This window comes from Variovorax sp. OAS795, from assembly GCF_040546685.1.
Classification (GTDB): Bacteria; Pseudomonadota; Gammaproteobacteria; order Burkholderiales; family Burkholderiaceae_C; genus Variovorax.
Map to the genome: position 1 here is coordinate 4243476 of NZ_JBEPOH010000001.1, position 24202 is coordinate 4267677.

Genomic DNA, 24202 nt, shown 5'->3' on the forward strand with positions numbered 1-24202 from the left:
AAAGCTGGCACACAGTTTGCTGAAGTAGTCCATGGACCCCTGGGTCCCAGGCAGGCAAACATCCAACGGCGGGTGTTTGCCGACCGACATCGGACAAAGGCGTCCCCATCCCGCAAGGGCTCGTTTTCGAGCGGCCCTTGCGCGGTGCGGACGCCTTTTTTGTTTTTCGCTTTTCCTTTTTTGTTGTTCTTCAACCGGAGCCCGTCCATGACCGATCTGCTGAAAACCCGCCTCAGCCGCCGCCGCGTACTGCAAGCCGCCGCCATCGGCGCCGTGGGGATCGATCCCGCCCTGCGCGCCGCCGTCTGGGCCCAGGGCTCCGACAAGCCGGAGAAGGAGGAAGTGAAGATCGGCTTCATCCCGCTGACCGACTGCGCCAGCGTGGTGATGGCCTCGGTGCTCGGCATCGACAAGAAATACGGCGTGAAGATCGTGCCCAGCAAGGAGGCCAGCTGGGCCGGCGTGCGCGACAAGCTCTCCAACGGCGACCTGGACATGGCGCACGTGCTCTATGGCCTGGTCTACGGCATGCACCTGGGCCTGAGCGGTCCCAAGAAGGACATGGCCGTGCTCATGACCCTCAACAACAACGGCCAGGCCATCACGCTGTCGAAGAAGCTCGCCGACAAGGGCGCGGTGGACGCCGCCTCGCTCGCCAAGCTCATCGCCACCGAGAAGCGCGAATACACCTTTGCCCAGACCTTCCCCACCGGCACGCACGCCATGTGGCTCTACTACTGGCTCGCCTCGGCCGGCATCGACCCGTTCAAGGACGTCAAGAACATCACGGTGCCGCCTCCGCAGATGGTGGCGAACATGCGCGTGGGCAACATGGACGGCTACTGCGTCGGCGAGCCTTGGGGCCAGCGCGCGATCATGGACGGCATCGGCGTGACGGCCATCACCACGCAGGACATCTGGAAGGACCATCCCGAGAAGGTGCTCGGCACCACGGGCGACTTCGTCAAGAAGTACCCCAACACCGCGCGCGCCGTCACCGCGGCCATCATCGAGGCCGGCAAGTGGATCGACACGGGGCTGCAGAACAAGAACAAGATGGCCGAGACCATCGCCGACAAGAGCTACGTCAACACCAGCGTGGACGCCATCAACCAGCGCATCCTGGGCCGCTACGTCAACGGCATGGGCAAGAGCTGGGACGACCCCAACCACATGAAGTTCTACAACGGCGGCGCGGTGAGCTTCCCGTACCTGTCGGACGGCATGTGGTTCCTCACGCAGCACAAGCGCTGGGGCCTGCTCAAGGAACATCCGGACTACCTCAAGGTGGCCACCGAGATCAACCGCATCGACATCTACAAGCAGGCCGCCGCCGCCACCCAGACCCCCGTGCCCAAGGACCCGATGCGCAGCAGCAAGCTGTTCGACGGCACCGTGTGGGACGGCAAGGACCCGAAGAAGTACGCCGATTCGTTCAAGCTGCACGTCTGAGGAGAAACACACCATGGTCAGCGCCGTTTTTCATTCGCCGATGGACGCCTCTCTTCCTCTCCCGCGTGCGGCAGAGGGCCGCAGCGAGAGTGCAGCCCGCACAGAGGCAACTCCCCTGCCCACCCCCCGAAAGGAACGTGTGCAGAAGCCACGCTCTCCCATCGACCTGCGCGCCTTCTGGATGCGCGTGCTGCCGCCGCTCGCGGGCTTCGGCCTGCTGGTGCTGATCTGGGAGCTGGTCGCCATGAAAAGCACCACCGGCTTCCCGTCGCCGCTGGCCACCTGGCAGCAGGCGCTCACTGTGTTCAGCGATCCGTTCTACAGCAAGGGACCCAACGACCAGGGCGTGGGCTGGAACGTGCTCTCGTCGCTGCAGCGCGTGGCGCTGGGCTTCGGGCTCGCGGCGGCCGTCGGCATTCCGGCCGGCTTTGCGATCGGGCGCTTCGAGTTCCTCTCGCGCATGTTCAATCCGCTGATCAGCCTGATGCGCCCGGTGTCGCCGCTCGCATGGCTGCCCATCGGCCTCTTGGTGTTCAAGGGTGCGAACCCGGCGGCCATCTGGACCATCTTCATCTGCTCGATCTGGCCGATGGTGATCAACACCGCAGTGGGCGTGCAGCGCGTTCCGAGCGACTACATGAACGTGGCCAAGGTGCTGAACCTCAGCGAGTGGAAGATCTTCACCAAGATCCTCTTCCCCGCCGTGCTGCCCTACATGCTCACGGGCGTGCGCCTGGCCGTGGGCACCGCGTGGCTCGTGATCGTCGCGGCCGAAATGCTCACCGGCGGCGTCGGCATCGGCTTCTGGGTCTGGGACGAGTGGAACAACCTCAACGTCGCCAACATCATCATCGCGATCTTCGTCATCGGCATCGTCGGCCTGGTGCTCGAGTTCGCCCTCATCAAGCTCGCAACCGCGTTCACGTTCGAAGAGGTGAAATCATGAGCCGCACGGCCGTTCCGAAGGCGAATACCGCAGCGCTGCTGCGCGGAGGTTTCCAATGAATGACGATTCCAAGTACATCGAGATCCATGACGTCGAGCAGCGCTTCAAGACCGCCAAGGGCAGCTTCGTTGCGCTGCAGGGCGTCAACCTGAAGGTCGCCAAGGGCGAGTTCGTCACGCTCATCGGCCATTCGGGCTGCGGCAAGTCGACGCTGTTGAACCTCATCGCCGGCCTGACCACGCCGACCGAAGGCGTGCTGCTGTGCGCCAACAAGGAAATCAAGGGCCCCGGTCCGGAGCGCGCAGTAGTGTTCCAGAACCACTCGCTGCTGCCCTGGCTCACCTGCTTCGAGAACGTGTACCTCGCGGTGGAGCGCGTCTTTGCCGCGACCGAGAACAAGGCACAGCTGCGCGCACGCACCGATGCGGCGCTCGCGTTGGTGGGCCTCACGCCGGCCGCGCAGAAGCGCCCCGGCGAGATCTCGGGCGGCATGAAGCAGCGCGTGGGCATTGCGCGTGCACTGTCGATGGAACCCAAGGTGCTGCTGATGGACGAACCCTTCGGCGCCCTCGATGCGCTCACGCGCGCCAAGCTGCAGGACGAGCTGCTCGCCATCGTGCAGAAGACGCACAGCACGGTCGTGATGGTCACGCACGACGTGGACGAAGCGGTGCTCCTGAGCGACCGCATCGTGATGCTCACCAACGGTCCCGCCGCCACCATCGGCGAAGTGCTCAAGGTCGACATCGCCCGTCCGCGCAACCGCGTCGAACTGGCCGAGGATCCCGTCTACGTGCACGCCCGCAAGGCCGTGATCGATTTTCTCTACACGCGCCAGGCGCACGTGGAGAAGGTTGCGGCCTGACCGGGCGCGCAAGGCGGAAGACGCGATGTCTCCCCTTCGTGAAACACCGCGGAACCGGCTTCGCCGGGCCGCTGGTGTTGCCCCCGGTGAGGGGGTTGGCGAAGCGACACGAAGTGCGCGCAGACTGGGGGTGAGCCAAGTTCAGGACATGATGACCTGCAAGCTGTGCTCGTACCAGGCGGTGAGGCGCTCGAAGCTGTCCACCAGCGCCTCGCTGGAGCGCACCAGCGTCGCGCGGCCTTCGGGGCTGTCGAGGGCCTGCACGCCGCCCACCAGGCGCAGCCATTCGTCGCGCGCGGCTGCCAGCGCGGCGCGGATCTCGGGTGAGCTGAGGGGCGCGCGCTCCAGCTCGCCCAGTGCGGCCTCGAACTCGTTCATGGTCGGCAGCAGCCGGCAGCGCGAAGCCTCGGCCGAAATGGTCGATGCAAGCAAAGCGTCTTTCGCGAGGCGCTGCGCACGCATGCGCTGCCGTCCGCAGATGTTCACGATGCGCAGTGCGCGCCGCGCGCCCGAAGCTTCCAGCGCGTCCGTCATGGCCTCGGCCGCCATCAGCAAGGCCTCGCCACGCGCATCGATGTCGGCGAGCCCTTGCGGCGCGGGGCGCGCAGCGAGCAAGGGGGCCAGTTCCTCCCAGGCCACCCGCACCTCGCCCAGCGCCTTCGTGCCGGCCGCGTCCAGGTCGAGGGCGGCCAGGTGATCCAGGTTCTGCTGCACACGCTCGGTCGATTGCGTGCGCAGGACGCGCGCGCGCTGCACGTCGATGCCGGCCAGCAGTTGCGCCGCCACGCGCACCAGCCGCTGCGAGAGCATGCGCAACTGGCCGGCGCGGTTGATCGCATCGGCCCATTGCGCGGCCTCGATGACCGAGCGAGAGACCTCGCCGAGACGCAGGTTGGCATGCATGGCGGCGCCGCGCAGCAGGCCGAAGGCTTCGTCCTCGCCGATGCCGCGCGACGACATCAACAGGCCCTTGGCGCGATCGACCCACTTGCGCTCGTCCATGCGCGTGCGCAGGCCCTCGAGTTCGGTGCGCAGCGCCGCTTCGCGCTGCCAGCGGGCCTCGGCCCTGGCCGTCAGGGCCGCCAGCGCGGCGGCGTCGAATGTGTCGAGCGGCGCCCACGCGTGCACACCGAGCGCCACAAGAGATTCGTGCTGCCCACCGTCGAGCGGCGCGCTCACGAGACCCAGCGCACACGGCGGGGCGCCGTTCCATGCCTTCAGCGCATCGAGCAGCGGCTGCAGCTGGTGCGCCGGCATGGGCACGAAGGCCAGCACCGGTTGCGGTGCAAGCGCACCCGTGCGCTGCACCAGCGTGTGGCAGGTGGCCCGTTCGCAGGCGGAGGCATCGGCACCCGGCAGCGCGCGCTGCAACGGCTCCGGCAGCGGCGCGGCTTCGGCGAATTCATTGGGCAGGACGACGAGAAGGGACATCTTGGCAAAGCGGTTGAAGGCACGGCAAGCATAGGCCACACGCGCCCGCTTTCGCAGGCACGCCTCTTGCATCGATCAGGGTGCGGTGTAACGAAGCACCGCTTTGGTGAAGCTGCAGGTTCCTGCATTCCTACCGGCATTGCCCCTGCCGGAAAGCACCCCCACGCCGACAGCGTCCGCTGCCGGCACTCCGCCCCAACCCCGTCCGTCGACACGGCCCTCGAAAAGCCGCGCCGCGGCATTTCGCACGATTGAACGCCATGTCCAGTTTCAGGACCTTCTTGCAATCAGGCCACGGCCCGACGCTGTTCTCGGCCTTCCTGTACTTCTCGTTCTCCTGCTGCATCTGGGTGCTGAACGGCGCCATGGCGCCCTTCATCGGCGAGACCTTCGACCTCTCGCCCGCGCAGAAGGGCCTGATGCTGTCGGTGCCGATCATCGCGGGCGCGCTGATGCGCTTTCCGCTCGGTATCCTGTCGCAGTACATCGGCCGCAAGAACGCCACGCTGGTCGAGATGGCCCTGATCGCGGTCGCCATGCTGTTCGGCTTCTTCTTCGTGAAGAGCTTCAACGACCTGCTGGCCATGGGCGTGCTGCTGGGCATCGCGGGTGCGAGCTTCGGCGTGGCGCTGTCGCTGGGCTCGGGCTGGTTTCCGCCGCAGCACAAGGGCCTGGCCATGGGCCTGGTGGGCGCCGGCAACGTGGGCACCGCGGTGTCGGTGCTGGTGGCGCCGCCGCTCGCGCAGTGGCTCGGCTGGCAGGCGGTGTACGGCGTGGCCGCGGCCGCCATCCTGGTGCCGATGGCCGTGATGATCGTCTTCGCCAAGGAGCCGCCGGACGTGGACAGCCACGCGAGCTTCCGCGAGCACATCGCCTGCCTGTTCGAAAAAGACGGCTGGGTGTTCAGCCTGATCTACGGCGTGACCTTCGGCGGCTTCATCGGCCTCATCACCTTCCTGCCCTCCTACTACTACGACCAGTTCGGCGTGAGCAAGGTGCAGGCCGGACAGCTCACGATGCTGGCCGCCTTCATGGGCGCGGCGGTGCGCATCGTGGGCGGCTGGATCTCCGACCGCTGGGGCGGCGTCAACACCCTCACGGTGGTGCTGCTGGCGGTGGCTGTCGGGCTGGTGCTGGTGGGCATCTCGTCGTCCTCGCTGGCACTTACCACGCTGCTCCTGATCCTGTGCTTTGCCGCGCTGGGCGCAGGCAACGGCGCGCTGTTCCAGCTGGTGCCGCTGCGCTGGCCCACGAGCACCGCGGTGGCCGGCTCGATGATCGGCGAGATCGGCGCGCTGGGCGGCGGCCTGGTGCCCAATGCCATGGGTCTGTCGAAGCAGTACCTGGGAAGCTATGTCTGGGGCTTCGTGTTCTTCGGTGCGCTCTCGCTCGTGATGCTGGGCGTGATGCGCGTCATGCAGATCCGCTGGACCCGCACCTGGGCCGAAAAAGGCGGCCGTGCGCGCAGCTCGCCCCAGCCCGCCGCAGCGAAGAAGTACGTTGCGCCACGGAAAGCGGCACGCCCATGACCTTCTCCCGCCCGTCGTCAGCGTGGCAGGAACAGGAGCCACACCACGAGCAGTGCGTTGAACAGCAGCGACACGGCCAGCGCGATCTTGTAGAGCGCGGCCGGGTCGCGGCGGATCAGCGGCGTGGCGGCGGGCGCGCTCACGGGGCGGGAAGCGCCGCGCTCCAGCGCGAGCAGCATCTCCTCGGCGGTTTCGAAGCGCTCCTTCGGATCCCGCGCCACCGCCTTGCGCACCAGGTGGTCGAGCCACACGGGCACGTCGGGCCGCAGGCGCGAGAGCGCGACGGGATCGCGCCGGTAGCGCGCCACCTGGTAGGGCTCGATCTCGCCGTAGGGCAGGTGCCCGCAGAGCCACTGGTACAGCGTGGCGCCGAGCGCGAACAGGTCGCTGCCGGGGTCGGCATGGGCGCCCTCCCATTGCTCCGGATTGATGTAGCTGGGCGTGCCGGCATGCAGCTCGCGCTGGGCCGCGCCCTCGCGTCCGGAGAGCGCCACGCCAAGGTCGAGGATGCGCCAGCGCCCATCCTCGCCCAGGTGCAGGTTGCCGGGCTTGATGTCCCGATGCACCACGCCGTGGCGGTGCAGCCTGCCCAGCGCCTTGGTCACCTCGATGGCCGCCCCGACCACCTCGGCCACGGTGCCGCGCGCGCCGGACTTGCGCATCTGCTCCAGCGTGCGTCCGCCGTGCCAGTCGAACACGATGTAGAGCGCGCTGGCGTTTTCGGCCCGCTCGTGCACGCGCACGAACCCGCCGCTGCCCACGCGCTGGCCGAGCCAGGCCTCGTGAGCAAGCATGGCGCGCTCCTGCGGGTCGCTGGCGCGCGAAGGGTGCAGGGTCTTGAGCGCCACCAGCTCGCGCGTGGCCGCATTGCGCGCCTGGTACAGCAGGTGCACGCCGGTGTCGGCCACCAGCCCGGTGACGACGTAGCCGTCGAGCGCATCGCCCACTTTCAGCAGCGGTGGTGGTGCCAGGCGGCGTCCGTCGCCGAGCTCGTCGTCGAGCTGCCGCGCATCCAGGCCGACCACGCGAATGACCAGCGCAGTGGCGTTGTCGCGCGTGCCGGCCTCGAGCGCCGCCCGCACCAGCGCCTCGCTCGCATCCTCGGCGCCGCCCTGCAAGGCGAGCTCGGCCAGGCGCTGCGGCTTGAGCACGCCGTGCACGCCATCGGACGTGAGCACGAAGCAGTCGCCCACGCGCACGTCGCCCTGGGCGTAGTCGACGCGCACCTGGTCGTCCAGGCCGATGGCGCGCGTCAAACGGCTGCGCATGTCGGGATGCTCGAAGGCATGGTCCTGCGTCAGCAGCATGGCGGGCTCGCCGTCGGTGCGAACGCGCCATGCGCGCGTGTCGCCCACATGCGCCAGCGTGTAGCTCTGGCCATGCAGCACCAGCGCCGTCAAGGTGGTGAGCGCCGTGCCCCCGCCCTGCCGGCGCCGGTTGTGGTCGGCGAGCCAGGCGTTCTGCGCGGCGACCAGGCGGTCGAGCGCGGCGGTCGGCTCCCAGGTGTCGGGCGTGGCGAAGTAGTCGGCCAGGAGACCCATCACCGTGGTCTGCGAGGCCTCCAGCCCGCGGCCGCCGGTGGACACGCCGTCGGCAATGGCCGCGATGAGCCCGCGCGACTCGTCGCCGGGCGGCGCGTTCACGGCGCCCGCGAAGTCTTCGTTCACGTCGCGCGGTCCGCGCTGGCTGCTGTAGCCGATGTCCACTTCAAAGCTCATGGCGCGATTCTCCACGCGCCGCGTGCTTCCCATTGCCCGATTCGAACCCGCTGATTCCCCGAAAGGCCCCACCCCATGCACAAACTCAAGCTCGTGATGGTCGGCAACGGCATGGCCGGCGTGCGCACGCTGGAGGAGCTGTTGAAGCTCGCCCCGGACATGTACGACATCACCGTCTTCGGTGCCGAGCCGCACCCCAACTACAACCGCATCCTCCTGTCGCCCGTGCTCGCCGGCGAGCAGACCGTGGACGAGATCGTGCTCAACAGCTGGGAGTGGTACGCCGAGAACCACATCACCCTGCACGCCGGCAAGAAGGTGGTCGAGGTCGACCGCGTCAAGCGCATCGTGCGCGCCGTGGATGCCCAGGGCGGCGTCACCGAGGCCGCCTACGACCGCCTCCTCATGTGCACCGGCTCCAACCCCTTCATGCTCCCCGTGCCCGGCAAGGACCTGAAGGGCGTCATCGCCTACCGCGACATCGCCGACACCGACTACATGATCGAGACCGCGCGCACCCACAAGAACGCGGTCGTCATCGGCGGGGGTCTCCTGGGTCTGGAGGCGGCCAACGGCCTGATGCTGCGCGGCATGAACGTCACCGTGGTGCACGTCATGCCCTGGCTCATGGAACGCCAGCTCGACGACGTGGCCGGCAAGCTGCTGCAGAAGTCGCTCGAAGACCGCGGCCTGAAGTTCCTTATCGGCGCCCAGACCCAGGAGCTGGTGGGCAACGACCAGGGCCGCGTGTCCGCCATCCGCTTCAAGGACGGCACCGAAGTGGCCGCCGACCTGGTCGTCATGGCCGTGGGCATCCGGCCCAACACCGAGCTGGCCGAGAAGATGCGCCTGCACTGCCACCGCGGCATCGTGGTCACCGACACCCTGCAGACCGTGACCGATGCGCGCATCTACTCGGTGGGCGAATGCGCGGCCCACCGCGGCATCGCCTACGGGCTGGTGGCCCCTCTCTTCGAGCAGGCCAAGGTCGCGGCCAACCACCTGGCCCAGTTCGGCATCGGGCGCTACCTGGGCTCGCTCACCTCCACCAAGCTCAAGGTCACGGGCATCGACCTCTTCTCGGCCGGCGAGTTCATGGGCGGCGAAGGCACCGAGGAGATCGTCATGAGCGACCCCTTCGGCGGGGTCTACAAGAAACTCGTGATCAAGGACGACAAGCTGGTGGGCGCGTGCCTGTACGGCGACACGGTGGACGGCAGCTGGTACTTCAAGCTCCTGCGCGACGGGCGCAGCGTGCACGACATCCGCGACAAGCTGATGTTCGGCGAATCCAACATCGGCGACACCGGCCACGAGGGCCACAGCAAGGCCGCCAGCATGCCCGACGAGGCCGAGGTGTGCGGCTGCAACGGCGTGACCAAGGGCACCATCTGCAAGGCGATCAAGGAAAAGGGCCTGTTCACGCTGGACGAGGTCAAGAAGCACACCAAGGCCAGCGCCAGCTGCGGCTCCTGCACGGGTCTCGTGGAGCAGATCCTGATGTTCACCGCCGGCGGCGACTACTCGGCCACGCCCAAGAAGAAGGCCGTGTGCGGCTGCACCGACGCGAACCACCAGGAGGTGCGCGAGGCCATCCGGAAGGAACACTACCTCACCCATGACGAGGTCTACCGCAACCTGGGCTGGCGCACGCCCGACGGCTGCGCGACCTGCCGCCCGGCGGTCAACTACTACCTGATCAGCACCTGGCCCAAGGAGGCCCGGGACGATCCGCAGAGCCGCTTCATCAACGAGCGCAGCCACGCCAACATCCAGAAGGACGGCACCTACTCGGTGATCCCGCGCATGTGGGGCGGCCACACCACGCCCGACGAGCTGCGGCGCATCGCGGATGCGGCCGACAAGTACCAGATCCCGACGGTGAAGGTCACGGGCGGCCAGCGCATCGACCTGCTGGGGGTGAAGAAGGAAGACCTGGAGGGCGTGTGGAAGGACATCGGCATGCCCTCGGGCTTTGCGTATGCCAAGAGCCTGCGCACGGTGAAGACCTGCGTGGGCAGCGAGTGGTGCCGCTTCGGCACCCAGGACTCCACCCAGATGGGCAAGGACCTGGAGCGGGCGCTGTGGGCGATGTATTCGCCGCACAAGGTCAAGCTGGCGGTATCGGGCTGCCCGCGCAACTGCGCCGAGGCGGGAATCAAGGACGTGGGCGTGATCGGGGTGGATTCGGGCTGGGAGCTGTATGTGGGGGGCAACGGCGGCATCAAGACGGAGGTGGCGCAGTTCCTGGTGAAGGTGAAGACGGCCCAGGAAGTGATGGAGTACTCGGGCGCGTTCCTGCAGCTGTACCGCGAGGAAGGCTGGTACCTGGAGCGCACGGTGCACTACATCGGGCGGGTCGGGCTGGACTACGTGAAGAAGAAGATCCTCGAAGACACGGAAGGCCGCAAGCAACTGTGGGAGCGGCTGCAGTTCGCGCTGGACGGGGAGCCCGATCCGTGGTTCGCCTCGAGCCAGGCATCGGTGGATGTGCGGCAGTTCACGCCGCTCGCGGTTTAAGCGCAAAGCGCAGGAAATCAATTGAAAAGAAGACTCTTCATTGCTTCGTCCGCGCTGGCCGCGATGGGCGCACGCGCGCAGGTGGCCGACCTCAACGACGCCATCAACAAGGCGGGCCGCCAGCGCATGCTGTCGCAGCGCGCGAGCAAGGCCTATCTCGCGCTGGCTCAGCAGGTGGAAACGCGCAATGCGCAGCAGGTGCTGGACAAGTCGATTGCGCTGTTCGACAAGCAGCTGGCCGAGCTCAAGGCCTTTGCGCCGAGCCCCGCGATCCGCACGACCTACGACGCACTCGACGGCGCCTGGCTCGGCTTCAAGCGCGAGCTCACCGGGCCCGCGCCGGGCAAGCAAGAGGCCGCGCGGATCGTCAAGCTCGATGCCGCCGTGCTCGCGCTCGCGAACCAGGGCACCCTGCAGTACGAAGCCGCCTCGGGCAAGCCGGTGGGCAAGCTGGTCAACATCGCGGGCCGACAGCGCATGCTGTCGCAGCGGATGGCCAAGTTCTACCTGGCCGGCGCGATGCAGATCGACGCGGCCGGCAGCACGGCCGAGATCGCCAAGTCACGCGCCGAATTTCTGACCGCCCTGGACACCCTGCGCAATGCGCCCGAAGCCACCACGCAGATCCGCCAGGAGCTGGTGCTGGCCGATGCGCAATGGATGTTCTTCAACCGCGGGCTGCAGCGCCTCGAAGGCGCCGGCACCTCGCCCGCCCTCATGTCGGACGTGTTCGTGACCAGCGAGAACCTGCTGGCCATCATGGATCGCGTGACCGGCCTGTATTCCGACCTCAAAAGCTAGAGACCCATCATGAGTGAATGGAAAACCATCTGTCGCATCGACGACATTCCCGTGCTGGGCGCCCGCCGCGTGGCGCGCCCGGTGGGCGTGGACGTGGCGGTGTTCCGCAATTCCGAGAACCAGGTGTTCGCGCTGCTCGACCGCTGCCCGCACAAGGGCGGTCCACTCTCGCAGGGCATCGTGTTCGGCACCAGCGTGGCGTGCCCGCTGCACAACTGGGCCATCGGGCTGGACGACGGCTGCGCCAAGTCGCCGGACGAAGGATGCACGCCCAGGTTCGCGGTGAAGGTCGAAGACGGGCAGGTCATGATGAACGTGCTCGAACTGAAGACGCACGCCATCGACCTGGCGCCGCCGCGCGCCGGCCCTGGTGCCGCCACGGCGGGCAAGCTCGGCGACGAGAGCTTCGACGTGCAGGCGCCGCACGGCAGCTAGGCGCACAACCAAGGCACGACCCATGGAAGAAACTCGCTCCACCTGCCCCTACTGCGGCGTGGGCTGCGGTGTGATTATCGAATCCGACGGCGCACAGATCACCGGCGTGCGCGGCGACCCCGACCACCCGGCCAACTTCGGGCGCCTCTGCACCAAGGGCTCGACGCTGCACCTCACGGCCACGGCCACGGTCACGCGCCAGACGCGGCTGCTGCAGCCCATGCAGCGCGCATCGCGCGGCGCCGAGCCGACGCCCATCGGCTGGGACGCCGCGCTCGGCGGCGCCGTCGACAAGTTCGAACAGGTCATCCGCGACCACGGCCCCGACGCCGTGGGCTTCTACGTCTCGGGCCAGCTGCTCACCGAGGACTACTACGTCTTCAACAAGCTGGCCAAGGGACTGATCGGCACCAACAACATCGACACCAACTCACGGCTGTGCATGAGCAGCGCCGTGGCCGGCTACAAGCAGACGCTGGGCGCCGACGCGCCGCCGGCCTGCTACGACGACCTGAAGCACGCCGAGTGCCTTTTCATCGTGGGCAGCAACGCCGCCTGGGCGCACCCGATCCTGTTCCGCCGCATCGAGGATGCGAAGGCCGCGAATCCCGGCATGAAGATCATCGTGGCCGATCCGCGCCGCACCGACACGGTCGAGATCGCCGACCTGTTCCTGCCGATCCAGCCCGGCACCGACGTCATGCTGTTCAACGGCATGCTGCACCTGATGCTGTGGGAAGGCTGGACCGACAACGGCTACATCGCGGCCCACACCAGCGGCTTCGATGCGCTGAAGGCCACGGTGCGTGAATGCACGCCTGACAAGGTGGCGCAGATCTGCGGCATCTCGAAGGACGACCTGCTTGCCGCAGCGCGCATGTTCGCCACTTCGCCGGCCACGCTGAGCCTCTACTGCCAGGGCCTCAACCAGTCGTCCAGTGGCACCGCCAAGAACGCGGCGCTGATCAACCTGCACCTGGCGACCGGCCAGATCGGCAAGCCCGGTGCGGGCCCGTTCTCGCTCACCGGCCAACCCAATGCCATGGGCGGGCGCGAAGTGGGTGGCCTGGCCAACCTGCTGAGCGCGCACCGCGACCTGGCCAACCCCGCGCACCGCGCCGAAGTGGCGGCGCTGTGGAACCTGCCCTCCGTGCCCGAGAAGCCCGGCAAGACCGCGGTGGAAATGTTCCAGGCCGCTGCCGACGGCGAGATCCGCGCCCTTTGGATCGCCTGCACCAACCCGGCCCAGTCGATGCCCGACCAGGCGACGGTGCGCCGCGCCCTGGAGCGCGCCGAGTTCGTCGTGGTGCAGGAAGCTTTCTCGACCACCTCGACCTGCGCCTTTGCCGACCTCTTGCTGCCCGCCACCACCTGGGGCGAAAAGGAAGGCACCGTGACCAACAGCGAGCGCCGCATCTCGCGCGTGCGCCCCGCGGTGCCGGCGCCCGGCGAGGCGCGCCACGACTGGTCGATTGCCGTGGATTTTGCGCGCCGGCTCGAGCAGCGGCTCGGCCGCACGGCCACGCTGTTTCCCTATGACAGCGCCGAGCGCGTGTGGAACGAACACCGCGAATCCACGCGTGGGCGCGACCTCGACATCACCGGCATGAGCTACGCGATGCTCGACACCGCGGGCCCGCAGCAATGGCCGTTGAAGGAAGGCGAAGCCACGGGCCGTGCGCGCCTCTACGAAGACGGCATCTTCCCGACGCCGGACGGCCGCGCGCGTTTCGCCGACACGGTCTACAAGCCGGTGGCCGAGGCGCGCGAGGCACGCTATCCGTTCTCGCTCAACACCGGCCGCCTGCGCGACCAGTGGCACGGCATGAGCCGCACGGGCACGGTCGGCCGCCTGTTCGGCCACGTCGCCGAGCCCGTGGTGCAGATGAACGCGCAGGACATGGCGCGGCGCCAGCTGGCCGAGGGCGACCTGGTGCATCTCACCTCCAAGCGCGGCTCGATCCTGCTGCCCGCGCGCGCGAGCGCCGAGATCGGGCTGAGCCAGGCTTTCGTCGCCATGCACTGGGGCGAGGAATACCTGAGCGGCTGCTCGTCCACCGGCACGCCGCTGGCGGGCATCAACGCCCTGACCTCCCCGGCCTACTGCCCCACCTCGAAGCAACCCGAGCTCAAGCACACGCCCGTCAAGATCCTTAAGGCCGAACTGCCGTGGTCGCTGCTCGCCATGGCCTGGCTGCCGCCCGAGACCGCGCTGGCCGCGCACCAGGCGCTCAAGCCCCTGATGGCGACCTTCCCGTTTGCGACCTGCGTCCCGTTCTCGGGCAATACGCCGGGCGAGGAGCGCAGCGGCATCCTGTTTCGCGCTGCGGCGCACGACGCACCGGCGGACGCGCTCATCGACCGCATCGAAGGCTTGCTGGGCCTGGTCGGCAGCGATGCCCTGCGCTATGCCGACCGCCGGCGCGGCCAGCGCCGCGTCGCGCGGCTGGTGCGGCGCACCGACGGCAACGCCGGCCTGGAAGCCTTCCTCCTGGGGGGCGACACCAGCGCCGAAGCCTGGATCGGTACCCTGCTGCGGGAGGAAATCCCGGCGCAGACCTACGGCCGGCTGCTGCTCTCGCCCGGCGCCCGCGCGCCCGTGGCGGTGCAATCGCGCGGCCAGCCGGTGTGCACCTGCTTCAACGTGACCGACCTGGCGATCCGGGCCGAGCTGGGCCGCTGCACCGGCTCGCCCGAGGAACGGCTGGCTTCCCTGCAGGGCGCGCTCAAATGCGGCACGAACTGCGGCTCCTGCCTGCCGGAGCTCAAGCGCATGGTGCGGGCGACCCCGGCCGAAACCGTGGTGGAGGGTGCATAAGCCGCCTTGCTTTCGGGCATAAGCATTGCGGGACAATCCGTGCACCCATGGGAATCAGCCAATACATCAAGGAAATCGGCCGCGGCGCGCGAGGCGCCAAGCCGCTGACGCGCGAACAGGCCGCCGACCTGTTCGGCCAGGTGCTGGACGGCACCGTCACCGACCTGGAGATCGGGGGCTTCTGCCTCGCGATGCGCGTCAAGGGCGAAACGCCGGAAGAGATGGCCGGCTTCCTCGACGCCACGCACGCGCGCCTGGACCGCCTGCCCGCCGCCGACCGCCCGCTGGTCGTGCTGCCGAGCTACAACGGCGCGCGCAAGCTGCCGGTGCTCACGCCGCTGCTGGCGCTGCTGCTCGCGCGCGAAGGGCTGCCGGTGCTGGTGCACGGCAGCGCCACCGAGACTTCGCGCGTGCTCGCCTCGAACGTGCTGGAGGCGCTGGACGTCCCCATGCTCACGGCGATTCGGCAGATTCCGTCCGGCCAGGTGGGTTTTGCACCGACCGAACTGCTCAACCCCGCGCTCAAGCGGCTGCTGGACGTGCGCCGCGTGGTGGGCCTGCGCAACCCCGGCCACAGCGTGGTCAAGCTGATGCAGCCGAGCGCCGGACCCAGCGTCGTCGTGGCAAGCTACACGCATCCGGAGTACGCGCGCACCATGGGCGAGACCTTCGAACTCATGGGCATGACTGCCCTGCTCTCGCGCGGCCTCGAGGGCGAGGTGGTGTCCGACCCGCGCCGCACCGCGCAGATCGACGGCTTCGTGCGTGGCGTTCGAAGCGAACTGCAGGCCCAGGCCGCCGGCACGTCGAGCGAAGTGCCGGGCCTGCCCAAAGAGATCGACATAGCGACCACGGCCGCGTACACACGGCGCGTATTGAACGGCGAGCTTCCCGTGCCCGAAGCCATCGCCACCCAGGTCAGGCACATCACGCAACTGGCATCCCACGCATGAACAGACCGACCGCTTCATTGGCCACCGGAAGCTGCACATTGGTGGGCGCCGGCCCCGGCGACCCCGAACTGCTGACCATCAAGGCCGTCAAGGCGATCCAGGCCGCCACCGTGCTGCTGGTGGACGACCTCGTGAGCGACAGCATCCTGGCCGCCTATGCGCGGCCCGGCGCGCGCATCGTCCACGTGGGCAAGCGCGGCGGCTGCAAGAGCACGCCGCAGGCCTTCATCGAGCGGCTCATGATCACCGCGGCGCGCGAAGGCGAAACCGTGGTCCGCCTCAAGGGCGGCGACCCGTTCATCTTCGGCCGCGGCGGCGAAGAGGTCGAGCACCTGCGCGAAGCGGGCATCGAATGCACCGTGGTCAACGGCATCACGGCCGGCCTTGCGGCCGTGACCTCGCTCGGCGTGCCGCTCACGCATCGCGACCATGCCCAGGGCGTGGTGTTCGTCACCGGCCACGCCAGGACCGGCGCCGGCGCGCACGAAGACGCCACCGACTGGCGCGCCCTGGCCGCGACGGCGCACAACGCGCGGCTCACGCTCGTCATCTACATGGGCGTGGCGGGCGCGAGCCACATCGAACGCGAACTGCTGCAAGGCTTGCCGGGCGACACGCCGGTGGCCGTGGTGCAGCATGCGAGCCTGCCGCAGCAGCGGCACATCGCGACCACGCTCGACCGGCTCCAGGCCGGCATCGCCGAGGCAGGGCTCGCGAGCCCCGCGGTGATCGTGGTGGGCGACGTGCTGCGCGGGCTGGCCGCGGCGGCGCTGCCGGCGGGCACGGACGCCGGCCGCTTCGGCACCTGAGCCGCCCGGGGAAAGCGAACGCCGCGGCATTGCCGTGGCATGGAGCGTGCTTAACGCCAGCATGCCCGTTTTCCGATCGTTTCCCGCGCCCGGCGCCCCTTCATGAACGCCGTCGCCGCGCTTCCGCCCGCCGCCGTCGAGATCGTCGCCCTGAGCAAGCGCTATGCCGCCGGCACGCCGGCCGCCGTCGACCGCATCGACCTGCGCATTGCGAGCGGCAGCTACTGCTGCCTGCTCGGCCCCTCGGGCTGCGGCAAGAGCACCACGCTGCGCATGATCGCGGGCCACGAGTCGGTCACCAGCGGCGACATCCTGCTGGACAACCGCAACATCACCGACCTGCCCGCGGCCCAACGCGGCACGGCGATGATGTTCCAGAGCTTCGCGCTGTTCCCGCACCTCTCGGCCACCGACAACGTCGCCTTCAGCCTCAAGATGAAAGGCGTCGGCAAGGCCGAGCGCCAGAAGCGTGCGCGCGACCTGCTGGAGCGCGTGGCCATGGGCCACCTGGCCGAGCGCAAGCCCGGTGAACTCTCCGGCGGCCAGCAGCAGCGCGTGGCGCTGGCGCGCGCACTCATCACCGAGCCGCGCGTGCTGCTGCTCGACGAGCCGCTGTCGGCACTCGACCCCTTCTTGCGCATCCAGATGCGTGCCGAGCTGCGCCGCTGGCAGAAGGAGCTCGGGCTGACCTTCGTGCACGTCACGCACTCGCAGGAAGAAGCGATGGCGCTGGCCGACACCATGGTGGTGATGAACCACGGTGTGATCGAGCAGGTCGGTTCGCCGCACCAGATCTACAACCATCCAGCCAACGAGTTCGTGGCGCGCTTCATGGGCGGGCACAACGTGTTCGACACCGCTGCGGGCCCGATCGCCGTGCGCAACGACCACATGCGGATCGCGCCGGCGTCCGAAGGCGCAGCTTCCCACGGGCTGGCCGCGGCGGTGACCGACGTCGAGTACCAGGGCACCTACGTGCTGCTCGGGCTGGCGCTGGAAGCGGCGCCGCCCGGCCGCCGGAACGTCTCGGTCCTGATGGGCGAAGCCGCCTTCCTCGCGAGCCCCTATGCACAGGGCGAGACGGTCCGCCTGGCATGGGCCGAAGCCGATGCGCGCGCGCTCGCCGCGCCTCCGCAGGCGCCGCCGCCTCACCCAATCCCCGCTCCCTCACCCGCCACTTTCCATACGGAGGCTCTTTCACCATGACCGACCCCATCGACTCGTCCACCGGCATCCAGCGCCGCACCCTGCTGCAAGGCACGGCCGGCATCCTGGCCACCGGCATCGCACCCTTCGTGCATGCGCAGGAAAAAATCGTGCTGCGCTACCTCGGCACGGCGGTGAACCAGGACAAGGCGATTGCCGAGAAGTTCAAGGCCGACACCGGCATCGAGATCCAGTACGTGGCCGTGACCACCGACGACGTGACCAAGCGCGCCGTGACCGCGCCCAACAGCTTCGACCTGATCGACACCGAGTTCTTCTCGCTCAAGAAGATCGTGCCCACCGGCAACCTCAAGGGCATCGACACCAAGAAGATCAAGAACGCCGACAAGATCACCACCCTCTTCACCAAGGGCGAAGTCGGCGGCAATGCCGTGGGCGACCAGGGCACCGCGCCCAAGAAGGTGATCTACCTCGAGGGCGAGAAGAGCAAGAAGTTCGCGACGGCGCCGACGCAGTTCATGTCGCTCATTCCCACGGTCTACAACGCCGACACGCTGGGCATCCGGCCCGACCTGATCAAGCGGCCCATCGAATCGTGGGCGGAACTGCTCAATCCCGAGTTCAAGGGCAAGACCGCGATCCTGAACATTCCCTCGATCGGCATCATGGACGCCGCGATGGTGGTGGAGGCCAAGGGCATCCACAAGTACAAGGACAAGGGCAACATGACCAAGGCCGAGATCGACCTGACGATCAAGACCCTGATCGAAGCCAAGAAGGCCGGGCAGTTCCGCGCGCTGTGGAAGGACTTCAACGAGTCGGTCAACCTGATGGCCTCGGGCGAGGTGGTGATCCAGTCGATGTGGTCGCCCGCCGTGACGGCCGTGCGCACCAAGGGCATTGCCTGCAACTTCCAGCCCCTGAAGGAAGGCTATCGCGCCTGGGCCGCGGGCTTCGGCCTGCCGGCCACGCTGTCGGGCAGGAAGCTCGACGGCGCCTATGCATTCATCAACTGGTTCCTCGACGGCTGGGCCGGCGCCTACCTGAACCGCCAGGGCTACTACAGCGCGGTGCTCGACACGGCCAAGGCCAAGATGGAAGCCTACGAGTGGGCCTACTGGATGGAAGGCAAGGCCGCGTCGCAGGACATCAAGAGCCCGAACGGCGACCTGCTGGCCAAGGCGGGTGCGGTGCGCGACGGCGGCAGCTACGAGCAGCGCATGGGCGGCATCGCGTGCTGGAACGCGGTGATGGACGAGAACGAGTACATGGTGAAAAAATGGAACGAGTTCGTCGCGGCCTGACCCTGTGAGCGCTCCCACCGCCAGCGCGCACGCGCCCAGCCCTTCCGTCCACGCCGTGAAGGCTTGGTGGCAGGCGGCGCCGTTCGCGCTGGTCTTCTTGCTGTTCTTTTTGATTCCACTGGCGCTGATCGCGATGGTCAGCCTGTGGAATTTCAACGAGTACGAGCTGATCCCGGCGGTGACGCTGCGCAACTATGCAAGCCTGTTCGAGGGCTGCTCGCAGCTCACCGACAACGGCGACCTGTGCGTGACGCTCAACACGTATCTCAGCACTTTCAAGTTCTGCCTGCTGGTGTGGGGCATCACGCTGCTGATCGGTTTTTCGGTGGCGTACTTCCTGGCTTTCCACGTGCGCTCGTCGACCATGCAGACGGTGCTCTTCGTGCTGTGCACGGTGCCGTTCTGGACCTCCAACGTGATCCGCATGATCTCGTGGGTGCCGCTGCTCGGGCGCAATGGGCTGGTCAACCAGATGCTGGGCGGAATGGGCCTGGTCGACCATCCGGTGGAGTGGCTGCTGTTCTCCAATTTTTCGGTGGTGCTCGCCTTCGTGCACCTCTACACGATGTTCATGATCGTGCCGATCTTCAACAGCATGATGCGCATCGACCGTTCGCTGCTCGAAGCCGCGAGCGATGCGGGTGCCTCGGCCTGGCAGACGCTGTGGAACGTGGTGGTGCCGCTGTCGCGCACGGGCATCCTGATCGGCTCGATCTTCGTCATCACCATCGTGATGGGCGACTTCGTGACCATCGGCGTGATGGGCGGGCAGCAGATCGCATCGATCGGCAAGATCATCCAGGTGCAGACCTCGTACCTGCAGTTTCCGCTGGCCGCCGCCAACGCGATGATCTTGCTGGCGGTGGTGCTGATGATCATCTGGGGGCTGACACGGCTTGTGGATATTCGCAAGGAGCTCTGAGATGAAGCCTTGCTCGTCTGTTCGTTTCGTTGTGCATGAGGAGCCTTGTTCAGGGCGCGCTCCCGCCGACGGGGTACCTTTCTCCGCGAATGTCCTCCGGCCTGCGGCCTCCCCCTTTATTTCGCTGCGCAAGGCACCCCGCCAGCGGGATCGTCGGGCAGTGCGGCGGTTGATCGAGCGGAACAAGCGCAGCGCCCGGTGTGCACAGGGCGCCGGGTGCTCCCCGCAGCGAAATAAAGGAGGAGGCCGCAGGCCGGGGGACATTCGCGGAGGGGAGTACCCGGTGGCCTGCGCACGCGCCCTGAAGGAACAACAATCATGAGCCAACGCATCGGAGAACAACGCGCCCCAGGCTTCTGGCCCCTTGCCATCGTCTTCGCCCTCTTCGTGCTGTTCCTCTACGGCCCGATGATCACGATCTTCATCCTGAGCTTCCAGGGCCCTGAAGGCGGCCTGACCTTTCCATTGCGCGGCGTCTCGCTGCACTGGTTCTACAAGCTGGCCGAAGGCCTGGGCACCGTCGACATCGGCGCGGCCTTCAGGCGCTCGCTCGCGCTGGGCGCCGTGGTCATGGGGTTCACCGTGGTGCTCTCGGTGCTGGCCGGCCTCGCATTCCGCAAGAAGTTCGCCGGCAGCAACGCGCTGTTCTTCGTTACCGTGGCCAGCCTCATCATGCCGTCGATCATCATTTCGCTCGGCATCGGCCTGCAGTTCCGGCTCATCGATACCGGCATCAAGAGCCTGCTCACGGCCATGGACGCCACCACCCTGCTCGAAGGCTACGGCACCGCGCTCGGCCTCTTCAGCTCCGCGCTCGGCGCCCACCTTACCTGGACCCTTCCCTTCGGGCTGCTCATCATGTTTGCCGTGTTCAACCGCTTCAACCCGGCCTACGAGGAAGCCGCCCGCGACCTCGGCGCCACGCCCTGGCAGGCCTTCCGGCACGTGGTGCTGCCGCTGATCGGCCCGTCCATTGTCGGCATCGGCATGTTCGGCTTCACGCTGTCGTGGGACGAAATCGCCCGCACCTCCCAGGCCATCGGCGACGTCAACACCCTGCCGCTCGAGTTGCAGGGCCTGACCTCGACCGTCACCACCCCGTCGATCTATGCGCTCGGCACCGTGACCACCGTCGTGTCCCTGCTCGTGATGGCCGCGGCGCTGGGAGCGGCGGCACTGCTGCGCCGGCGCGCTGTCCGGCCGCGCTGAGCTTCGCTTGCCGCAAGAGCGGGAAAGCCACAGACCTCGCCTAGCCCGTTTGGTCGACGTGAGAGTTTTCCTACAGCCGCCTAAAATCGCGCCCGACAAGACACATCACAAGCGACAGAGAGAGAGGCGGGCATGCTGGACATCGACAAACTCAACGAATTCACCCAGACCCATGGCGAACTGCGCCGTGGCCGGGGCCTCGTCACGGGAACCATCGCCCTGAGCCTGGGCATCCTTTGCTTCCTGGGCGTGCTGGCGTTCCACTTTCCGCAGTACCTCACCACGCCCGAGTTGCGCAAGAGCTACAACGTCGACGTGATGCGCTTCATCCTGCTGGCGGCCATGGTCGTCTCGGGCGGCATGGCGCTGGTGAACATCATCTTCAACCGCTCGCGCTGGCTGTCGTCGGCCGCGTTCCTGCTGGTGGTCGCGGCGGCGCTGCTGGGCGGGCACAAGGTGCCGGTGAACGACTTCGCCGACAACACGCCCTACATCGGCCTCGACTGGTTCATCCTCGACCTGCTGGGGTCGTCGCTCATCTTCATCTTCATCGAGAAGCTGTTCGCGCTGCGCAAGGACCAGCCGGTGTTCCGCGAGGAATGGCAGACCGACTTCCACCATTTCGTGGTGAACCACATGATCGTGGGCTTCGTGCTGCTGGCCACCAACCTGATGGTGCACAAATTCTTCGGCTGGGCGGCCAACGACGGCATCCGCGGCTGGGTGGGCAACCTGCCGTTCTGGGCCGGGCTGCTGCTGATCGTGCTGGTGGCCGACCTGGTGCAGTACTGGACCCACCGCGCCTACCACGAGGTGCCGGTGCTCTGGCGCCTGCATGCCGTGCACCACAGCGTGAAGAGCATGGACTGGATGGCCGGCTCGCGCCAGCACATCCTCGAACTGCTGATCACCCGCACGCTGGTGCTCGCCCCCATCTACGTGCTGGGCTTCTCCAAGGAAGTGATCGACGCGTACATCGTGGTGGTGGGCTTCCAGGCGGTGTTCAACCACTGCAACGTAAGCGTGCGGCTCGGGCCGCTGCGCTACATCATCGTGACGCCCAACTTCCACCACTGGCACCACAGCCAGGACGTGGAGGCGCTCGACAAGAACTATTCGGCGCACTACGCCTTTCTCGACTACCTCTTCGGCACCGCCGTGAAGAGCACCAAGCTCTGGCCCGAGAAGTACGGCGTGCTCGGCGACTACGTGCCCAACGGCTTCTTCAAGCAGCTGAAGTTCCCTTTCGTCTGGAAGGGATGATGCGGCGCCATGTCTGCGCGGCGGTGCTCGGCGCCGCTGCACTGCTGCTGCTCTCGGCTTGCGCCACGCGCGTGGACCTGCCGTCGAAGGACGCGGGCCTGCGGTTGCGCGTGCAAAGTTCGGTCATTGCGCCGGGCAACGGCGGCGAGCTCATTGCCGCCGATGCGCTGCAGCCCGGGGACATCCTGCTGACCTCCATCGCCACGGTCAATTCCTTCGGCATCCGGCTGGGCACCTTCTCGCCCGTGAGCCACGCGGTGCTGTACCTGGGCGACGGGCTGATCGCCGAGGCGGTAGGCACGGGCGTGCGCGCACGTCCGCTGGCCGACGTGGTGGACGAAGAGCAGATGGTCGTGGCCTTTCGCGTGCCAGGGCTCGAGCCGGCGGGTGCCGCCAAGCTGCGCGCCTGGGCCAACTCGCAGGTGGGCATCCGCTACAACACCACTGGCGTGCTGCTGAATGCGCCCTTCGTGCTGAACCGGCGCCTGTGCGAACTGCCGCTCATTCCCTCGGCCGTCAGCCACTACTGCATCAGCGGCATGGCGATGGTGCAGCTGGGTGCGAGCCGCGACGACCAGTTCTTCTGCTCGCAGTTCGTGCTCGAGGCTTACCGCCGCGCCGGCCTGCCGATCACCGACGCCGATCCGCGCTGGGTGAGCCCGGCCGACCTGCTGCACATGCGCGAGGGCGACGTGCCTTCGATTGCCGCCACGCAGCCGCTGCGCTACGTGGGCCACCTCAAGTACAACCCGCCGCCCCTGCTGGCGGCCGATGGACCCTGAACGGTTTGAGCGCTACTTTTCGATTCGATGCCGTCGTGGTCGGCGCCGGCGCCGCCGGGCTGTTCTGCGCCGCGCTGGCGGGCCAGCGCGGGCTCAAGGTGCTTTTGGTCGACCACAGCGAGAAGGTGGCCGAGAAAATCCGCATCTCGGGCGGCGGCCGCGCCAATTTCACCAACCGCGACCTCGACGTGCGCGCGCCGCAGCGCCACTTCATCGGCGAGAACCCGAATTTCTGCCGCTCGGCGCTGTCGCGCTATGCGCCGCAGCAGTTCATCGAGCTGGTGCAGAAGCACGGCATCGCCTTTCACGAGAAGCACAAGGGCCAGCTGTTCTGCGACGGCTCCTCGCAGCAGATCGTCGACATGCTGCTGGCGGAATGCGACGCCGGCAACGTCACGCGCTGGCAGCCGTGCAGGATCGGGAAGATTGTGTTTTCGGCTTCCGGCATCGACGGCACCGGCGCGGGCAGCTACCAGATCGATAGCAGCAAGGGCGCCATCGAAACGCCCAGGCTGGTGATCGCGACCGGCGGCCTGTCGATCCCGCAGATCGGCGCCAGCGACTTCGGCTACCGCCTGGCCGAGCAGTTCGGCCTGCGCGTCGTCACGCCCCGCCCGGCGCTGGTGCCGCTGACTTTCGGCGGCGAAGCCTGGGCGCCGTATGCCGAACTGGCCGGGCTGGCGCTGCCGGTGCGCATCGAGACCGGCGCCAGGAAGGAAAAGATGGCCTTCCTCGAAGACCTGCTGTTCACCCACCGCGGCTTGTCGGGCCCGGCTGTGCTGCAGATTTCGAGCTACTGGAAGCCTGGAACGCCGTTGACGCTCGACTTTGCGCCCGGCGTGGACGTGGCCGAGGCCCTGGGCGAAGCCAAGCTGCGCTCCAAGAAGCGCATTGCCAACGAGCTGGCCATGCTGGTGCCCTCGCGGCTGGCCGACGCCTGGGTCGGGCAGGATCCGGCCCTGCAGCGACCCGTCAACGAGGCTGCCGACAAGGCGCTGGCCGCGCTGGCCGAGCGCATCGCGCGCTGGCAGATCACGCCCAGCGGCACCGAGGGCTACAAGAAGGCCGAGGTCACGGCCGGCGGCGTCGACACCCGCGACCTGTCTTCCCAGACCATGGAATCGAAGCAGCCGGGCCTGTATTTCATCGGCGAAGTGGTCGACGTGACGGGCTGGTTGGGCGGATACAACTTCCAATGGGCCTGGGCGAGCGCACACGCGTGCGCAACCGCGCTATAATCGCGGGCTAACTTTGGCCTTCCCTCAACGGCCGCAAAAA

Annotated in this window: 19 protein-coding genes; 17 read left to right on the forward strand and 2 right to left on the reverse strand. The window is 67.6% G+C overall.

All coding sequences use genetic code 11. From position 1 onward, the window contains the following. Positions 1–207: 207 nt before the first annotated feature. From ABID97_RS20560 to ABID97_RS20570, 3 genes are read left to right on the forward strand one after another with little or no spacing between them, the layout of a single operon-like run. Entirely contained in the window at positions 208–1452 is a 1245-nt protein-coding gene (locus tag ABID97_RS20560) for a CmpA/NrtA family ABC transporter substrate-binding protein (RefSeq protein ID WP_354400382.1), read from the forward strand. Between the two features lie 13 nt (positions 1453–1465). After that, on the forward strand, positions 1466–2398 hold the full coding sequence (gene ntrB, locus ABID97_RS20565) for a nitrate ABC transporter permease (RefSeq protein ID WP_354400383.1): 933 nt from the start codon (positions 1466–1468) through the stop codon (positions 2396–2398). 55 nt (positions 2399–2453) lie between these two features. After that, complete coding sequence (locus ABID97_RS20570) at positions 2454–3263, forward strand: ABC transporter ATP-binding protein (protein WP_354400385.1); 810 nt, start codon at positions 2454–2456, stop codon at positions 3261–3263. 141 nt (positions 3264–3404) lie between these two features. Here ABID97_RS20570 and ABID97_RS20575 read toward each other — a convergent pair whose 3' ends face one another. Next, entirely contained in the window at positions 3405–4694 is a 1290-nt protein-coding gene (locus tag ABID97_RS20575) for a type IV pili methyl-accepting chemotaxis transducer N-terminal domain-containing protein (RefSeq protein ID WP_354400386.1), read from the reverse strand. A 260-nt stretch (positions 4695–4954) separates the two neighbouring features. Between ABID97_RS20575 and ABID97_RS20580 the strand changes: the two genes are divergently transcribed. Then, on the forward strand, positions 4955–6223 hold the full coding sequence (locus ABID97_RS20580; RefSeq protein ID WP_354400387.1) for an MFS transporter: 1269 nt from the start codon (positions 4955–4957) through the stop codon (positions 6221–6223). A gap of 17 nt (positions 6224–6240) precedes the next feature. On the opposite strand, the gene ABID97_RS20585 is transcribed toward ABID97_RS20580, so the two are convergent. Beyond that, positions 6241–7941, reverse strand: a complete 1701-nt coding sequence (locus ABID97_RS20585; protein WP_354400389.1) for a bifunctional protein-serine/threonine kinase/phosphatase — start codon at positions 7939–7941, stop codon at positions 6241–6243. 75 nt (positions 7942–8016) lie between these two features. On the opposite strand from ABID97_RS20585, the gene nirB reads away from it, so the two are divergent. The 13 genes from nirB (at position 8017) to ABID97_RS20650 (ending at position 24162) form a co-directional block, all read left to right on the forward strand. After that, positions 8017–10461, forward strand: a complete 2445-nt coding sequence (gene nirB, locus ABID97_RS20590) for a nitrite reductase large subunit NirB (protein ID WP_354400391.1) — start codon at positions 8017–8019, stop codon at positions 10459–10461. A 21-nt stretch (positions 10462–10482) separates the two neighbouring features. Next, complete coding sequence (locus tag ABID97_RS20595) at positions 10483–11262, forward strand: type IV pili methyl-accepting chemotaxis transducer N-terminal domain-containing protein (RefSeq protein ID WP_354400392.1); 780 nt, start codon at positions 10483–10485, stop codon at positions 11260–11262. 9 nt (positions 11263–11271) lie between these two features. Next, a complete protein-coding gene (gene nirD / locus ABID97_RS20600; RefSeq protein ID WP_354400394.1) occupies positions 11272–11697 on the forward strand; it encodes a nitrite reductase small subunit NirD in 426 nt (141 codons plus the stop codon). Positions 11698–11719: 22 nt separating this feature from the next. After that, positions 11720–14515, forward strand: coding sequence for a nitrate reductase (locus ABID97_RS20605; RefSeq protein ID WP_354400395.1), 2796 nt, complete (start codon positions 11720–11722; stop codon positions 14513–14515). A gap of 47 nt (positions 14516–14562) precedes the next feature. Beyond that, the gene (gene ybiB, locus ABID97_RS20610) at positions 14563–15468 is read left to right on the forward strand and encodes a DNA-binding protein YbiB (protein WP_354400396.1); all 906 of its coding nucleotides are present in this window, start codon (positions 14563–14565) and stop codon (positions 15466–15468) included. Next, positions 15465–16277 (forward strand): uroporphyrinogen-III C-methyltransferase, encoded by an 813-nt coding sequence (gene cobA, locus ABID97_RS20615; RefSeq protein WP_354400398.1) that lies wholly within the window; start codon positions 15465–15467, stop codon positions 16275–16277. Before ybiB ends, cobA begins: the two co-directional genes overlap by 4 nt. Positions 16278–16379: 102 nt before the next feature. After that, positions 16380–17483 carry an ABC transporter ATP-binding protein gene (locus ABID97_RS20620; RefSeq protein ID WP_354400399.1) on the forward strand — a complete coding sequence of 368 codons (1104 nt, stop codon included), beginning with the start codon at positions 16380–16382 and terminating at the stop codon, positions 17481–17483. Continuing rightward, positions 17480–18748 carry an ABC transporter substrate-binding protein gene (locus ABID97_RS20625; RefSeq protein WP_354400400.1) on the forward strand — a complete coding sequence of 423 codons (1269 nt, stop codon included), beginning with the start codon at positions 17480–17482 and terminating at the stop codon, positions 18746–18748. Before ABID97_RS20620 ends, ABID97_RS20625 begins: the two co-directional genes overlap by 4 nt. A gap of 4 nt (positions 18749–18752) precedes the next feature. Beyond that, the gene (locus tag ABID97_RS20630; protein ID WP_354400401.1) at positions 18753–19670 is read left to right on the forward strand and encodes an ABC transporter permease; all 918 of its coding nucleotides are present in this window, start codon (positions 18753–18755) and stop codon (positions 19668–19670) included. Positions 19671–19988: 318 nt separating this feature from the next. Beyond that, positions 19989–20879: an ABC transporter permease gene (locus tag ABID97_RS20635; RefSeq protein ID WP_354400403.1), complete on the forward strand. Its 891-nt coding sequence runs from the start codon at positions 19989–19991 to the stop codon at positions 20877–20879. Between the two features lie 132 nt (positions 20880–21011). Next, positions 21012–22142 carry a sterol desaturase family protein gene (locus tag ABID97_RS20640; protein ID WP_354400404.1) on the forward strand — a complete coding sequence of 377 codons (1131 nt, stop codon included), beginning with the start codon at positions 21012–21014 and terminating at the stop codon, positions 22140–22142. Continuing rightward, positions 22139–22924, forward strand: a complete 786-nt coding sequence (locus tag ABID97_RS20645) for a YaeF family permuted papain-like enzyme (RefSeq protein ID WP_354400406.1) — start codon at positions 22139–22141, stop codon at positions 22922–22924. Before ABID97_RS20640 ends, ABID97_RS20645 begins: the two co-directional genes overlap by 4 nt. 5 nt (positions 22925–22929) lie before the next feature. Next, positions 22930–24162 carry a BaiN/RdsA family NAD(P)/FAD-dependent oxidoreductase gene (locus ABID97_RS20650; protein ID WP_354400407.1) on the forward strand — a complete coding sequence of 411 codons (1233 nt, stop codon included), beginning with the start codon at positions 22930–22932 and terminating at the stop codon, positions 24160–24162. Positions 24163–24202: the final 40 nt, after the last annotated feature.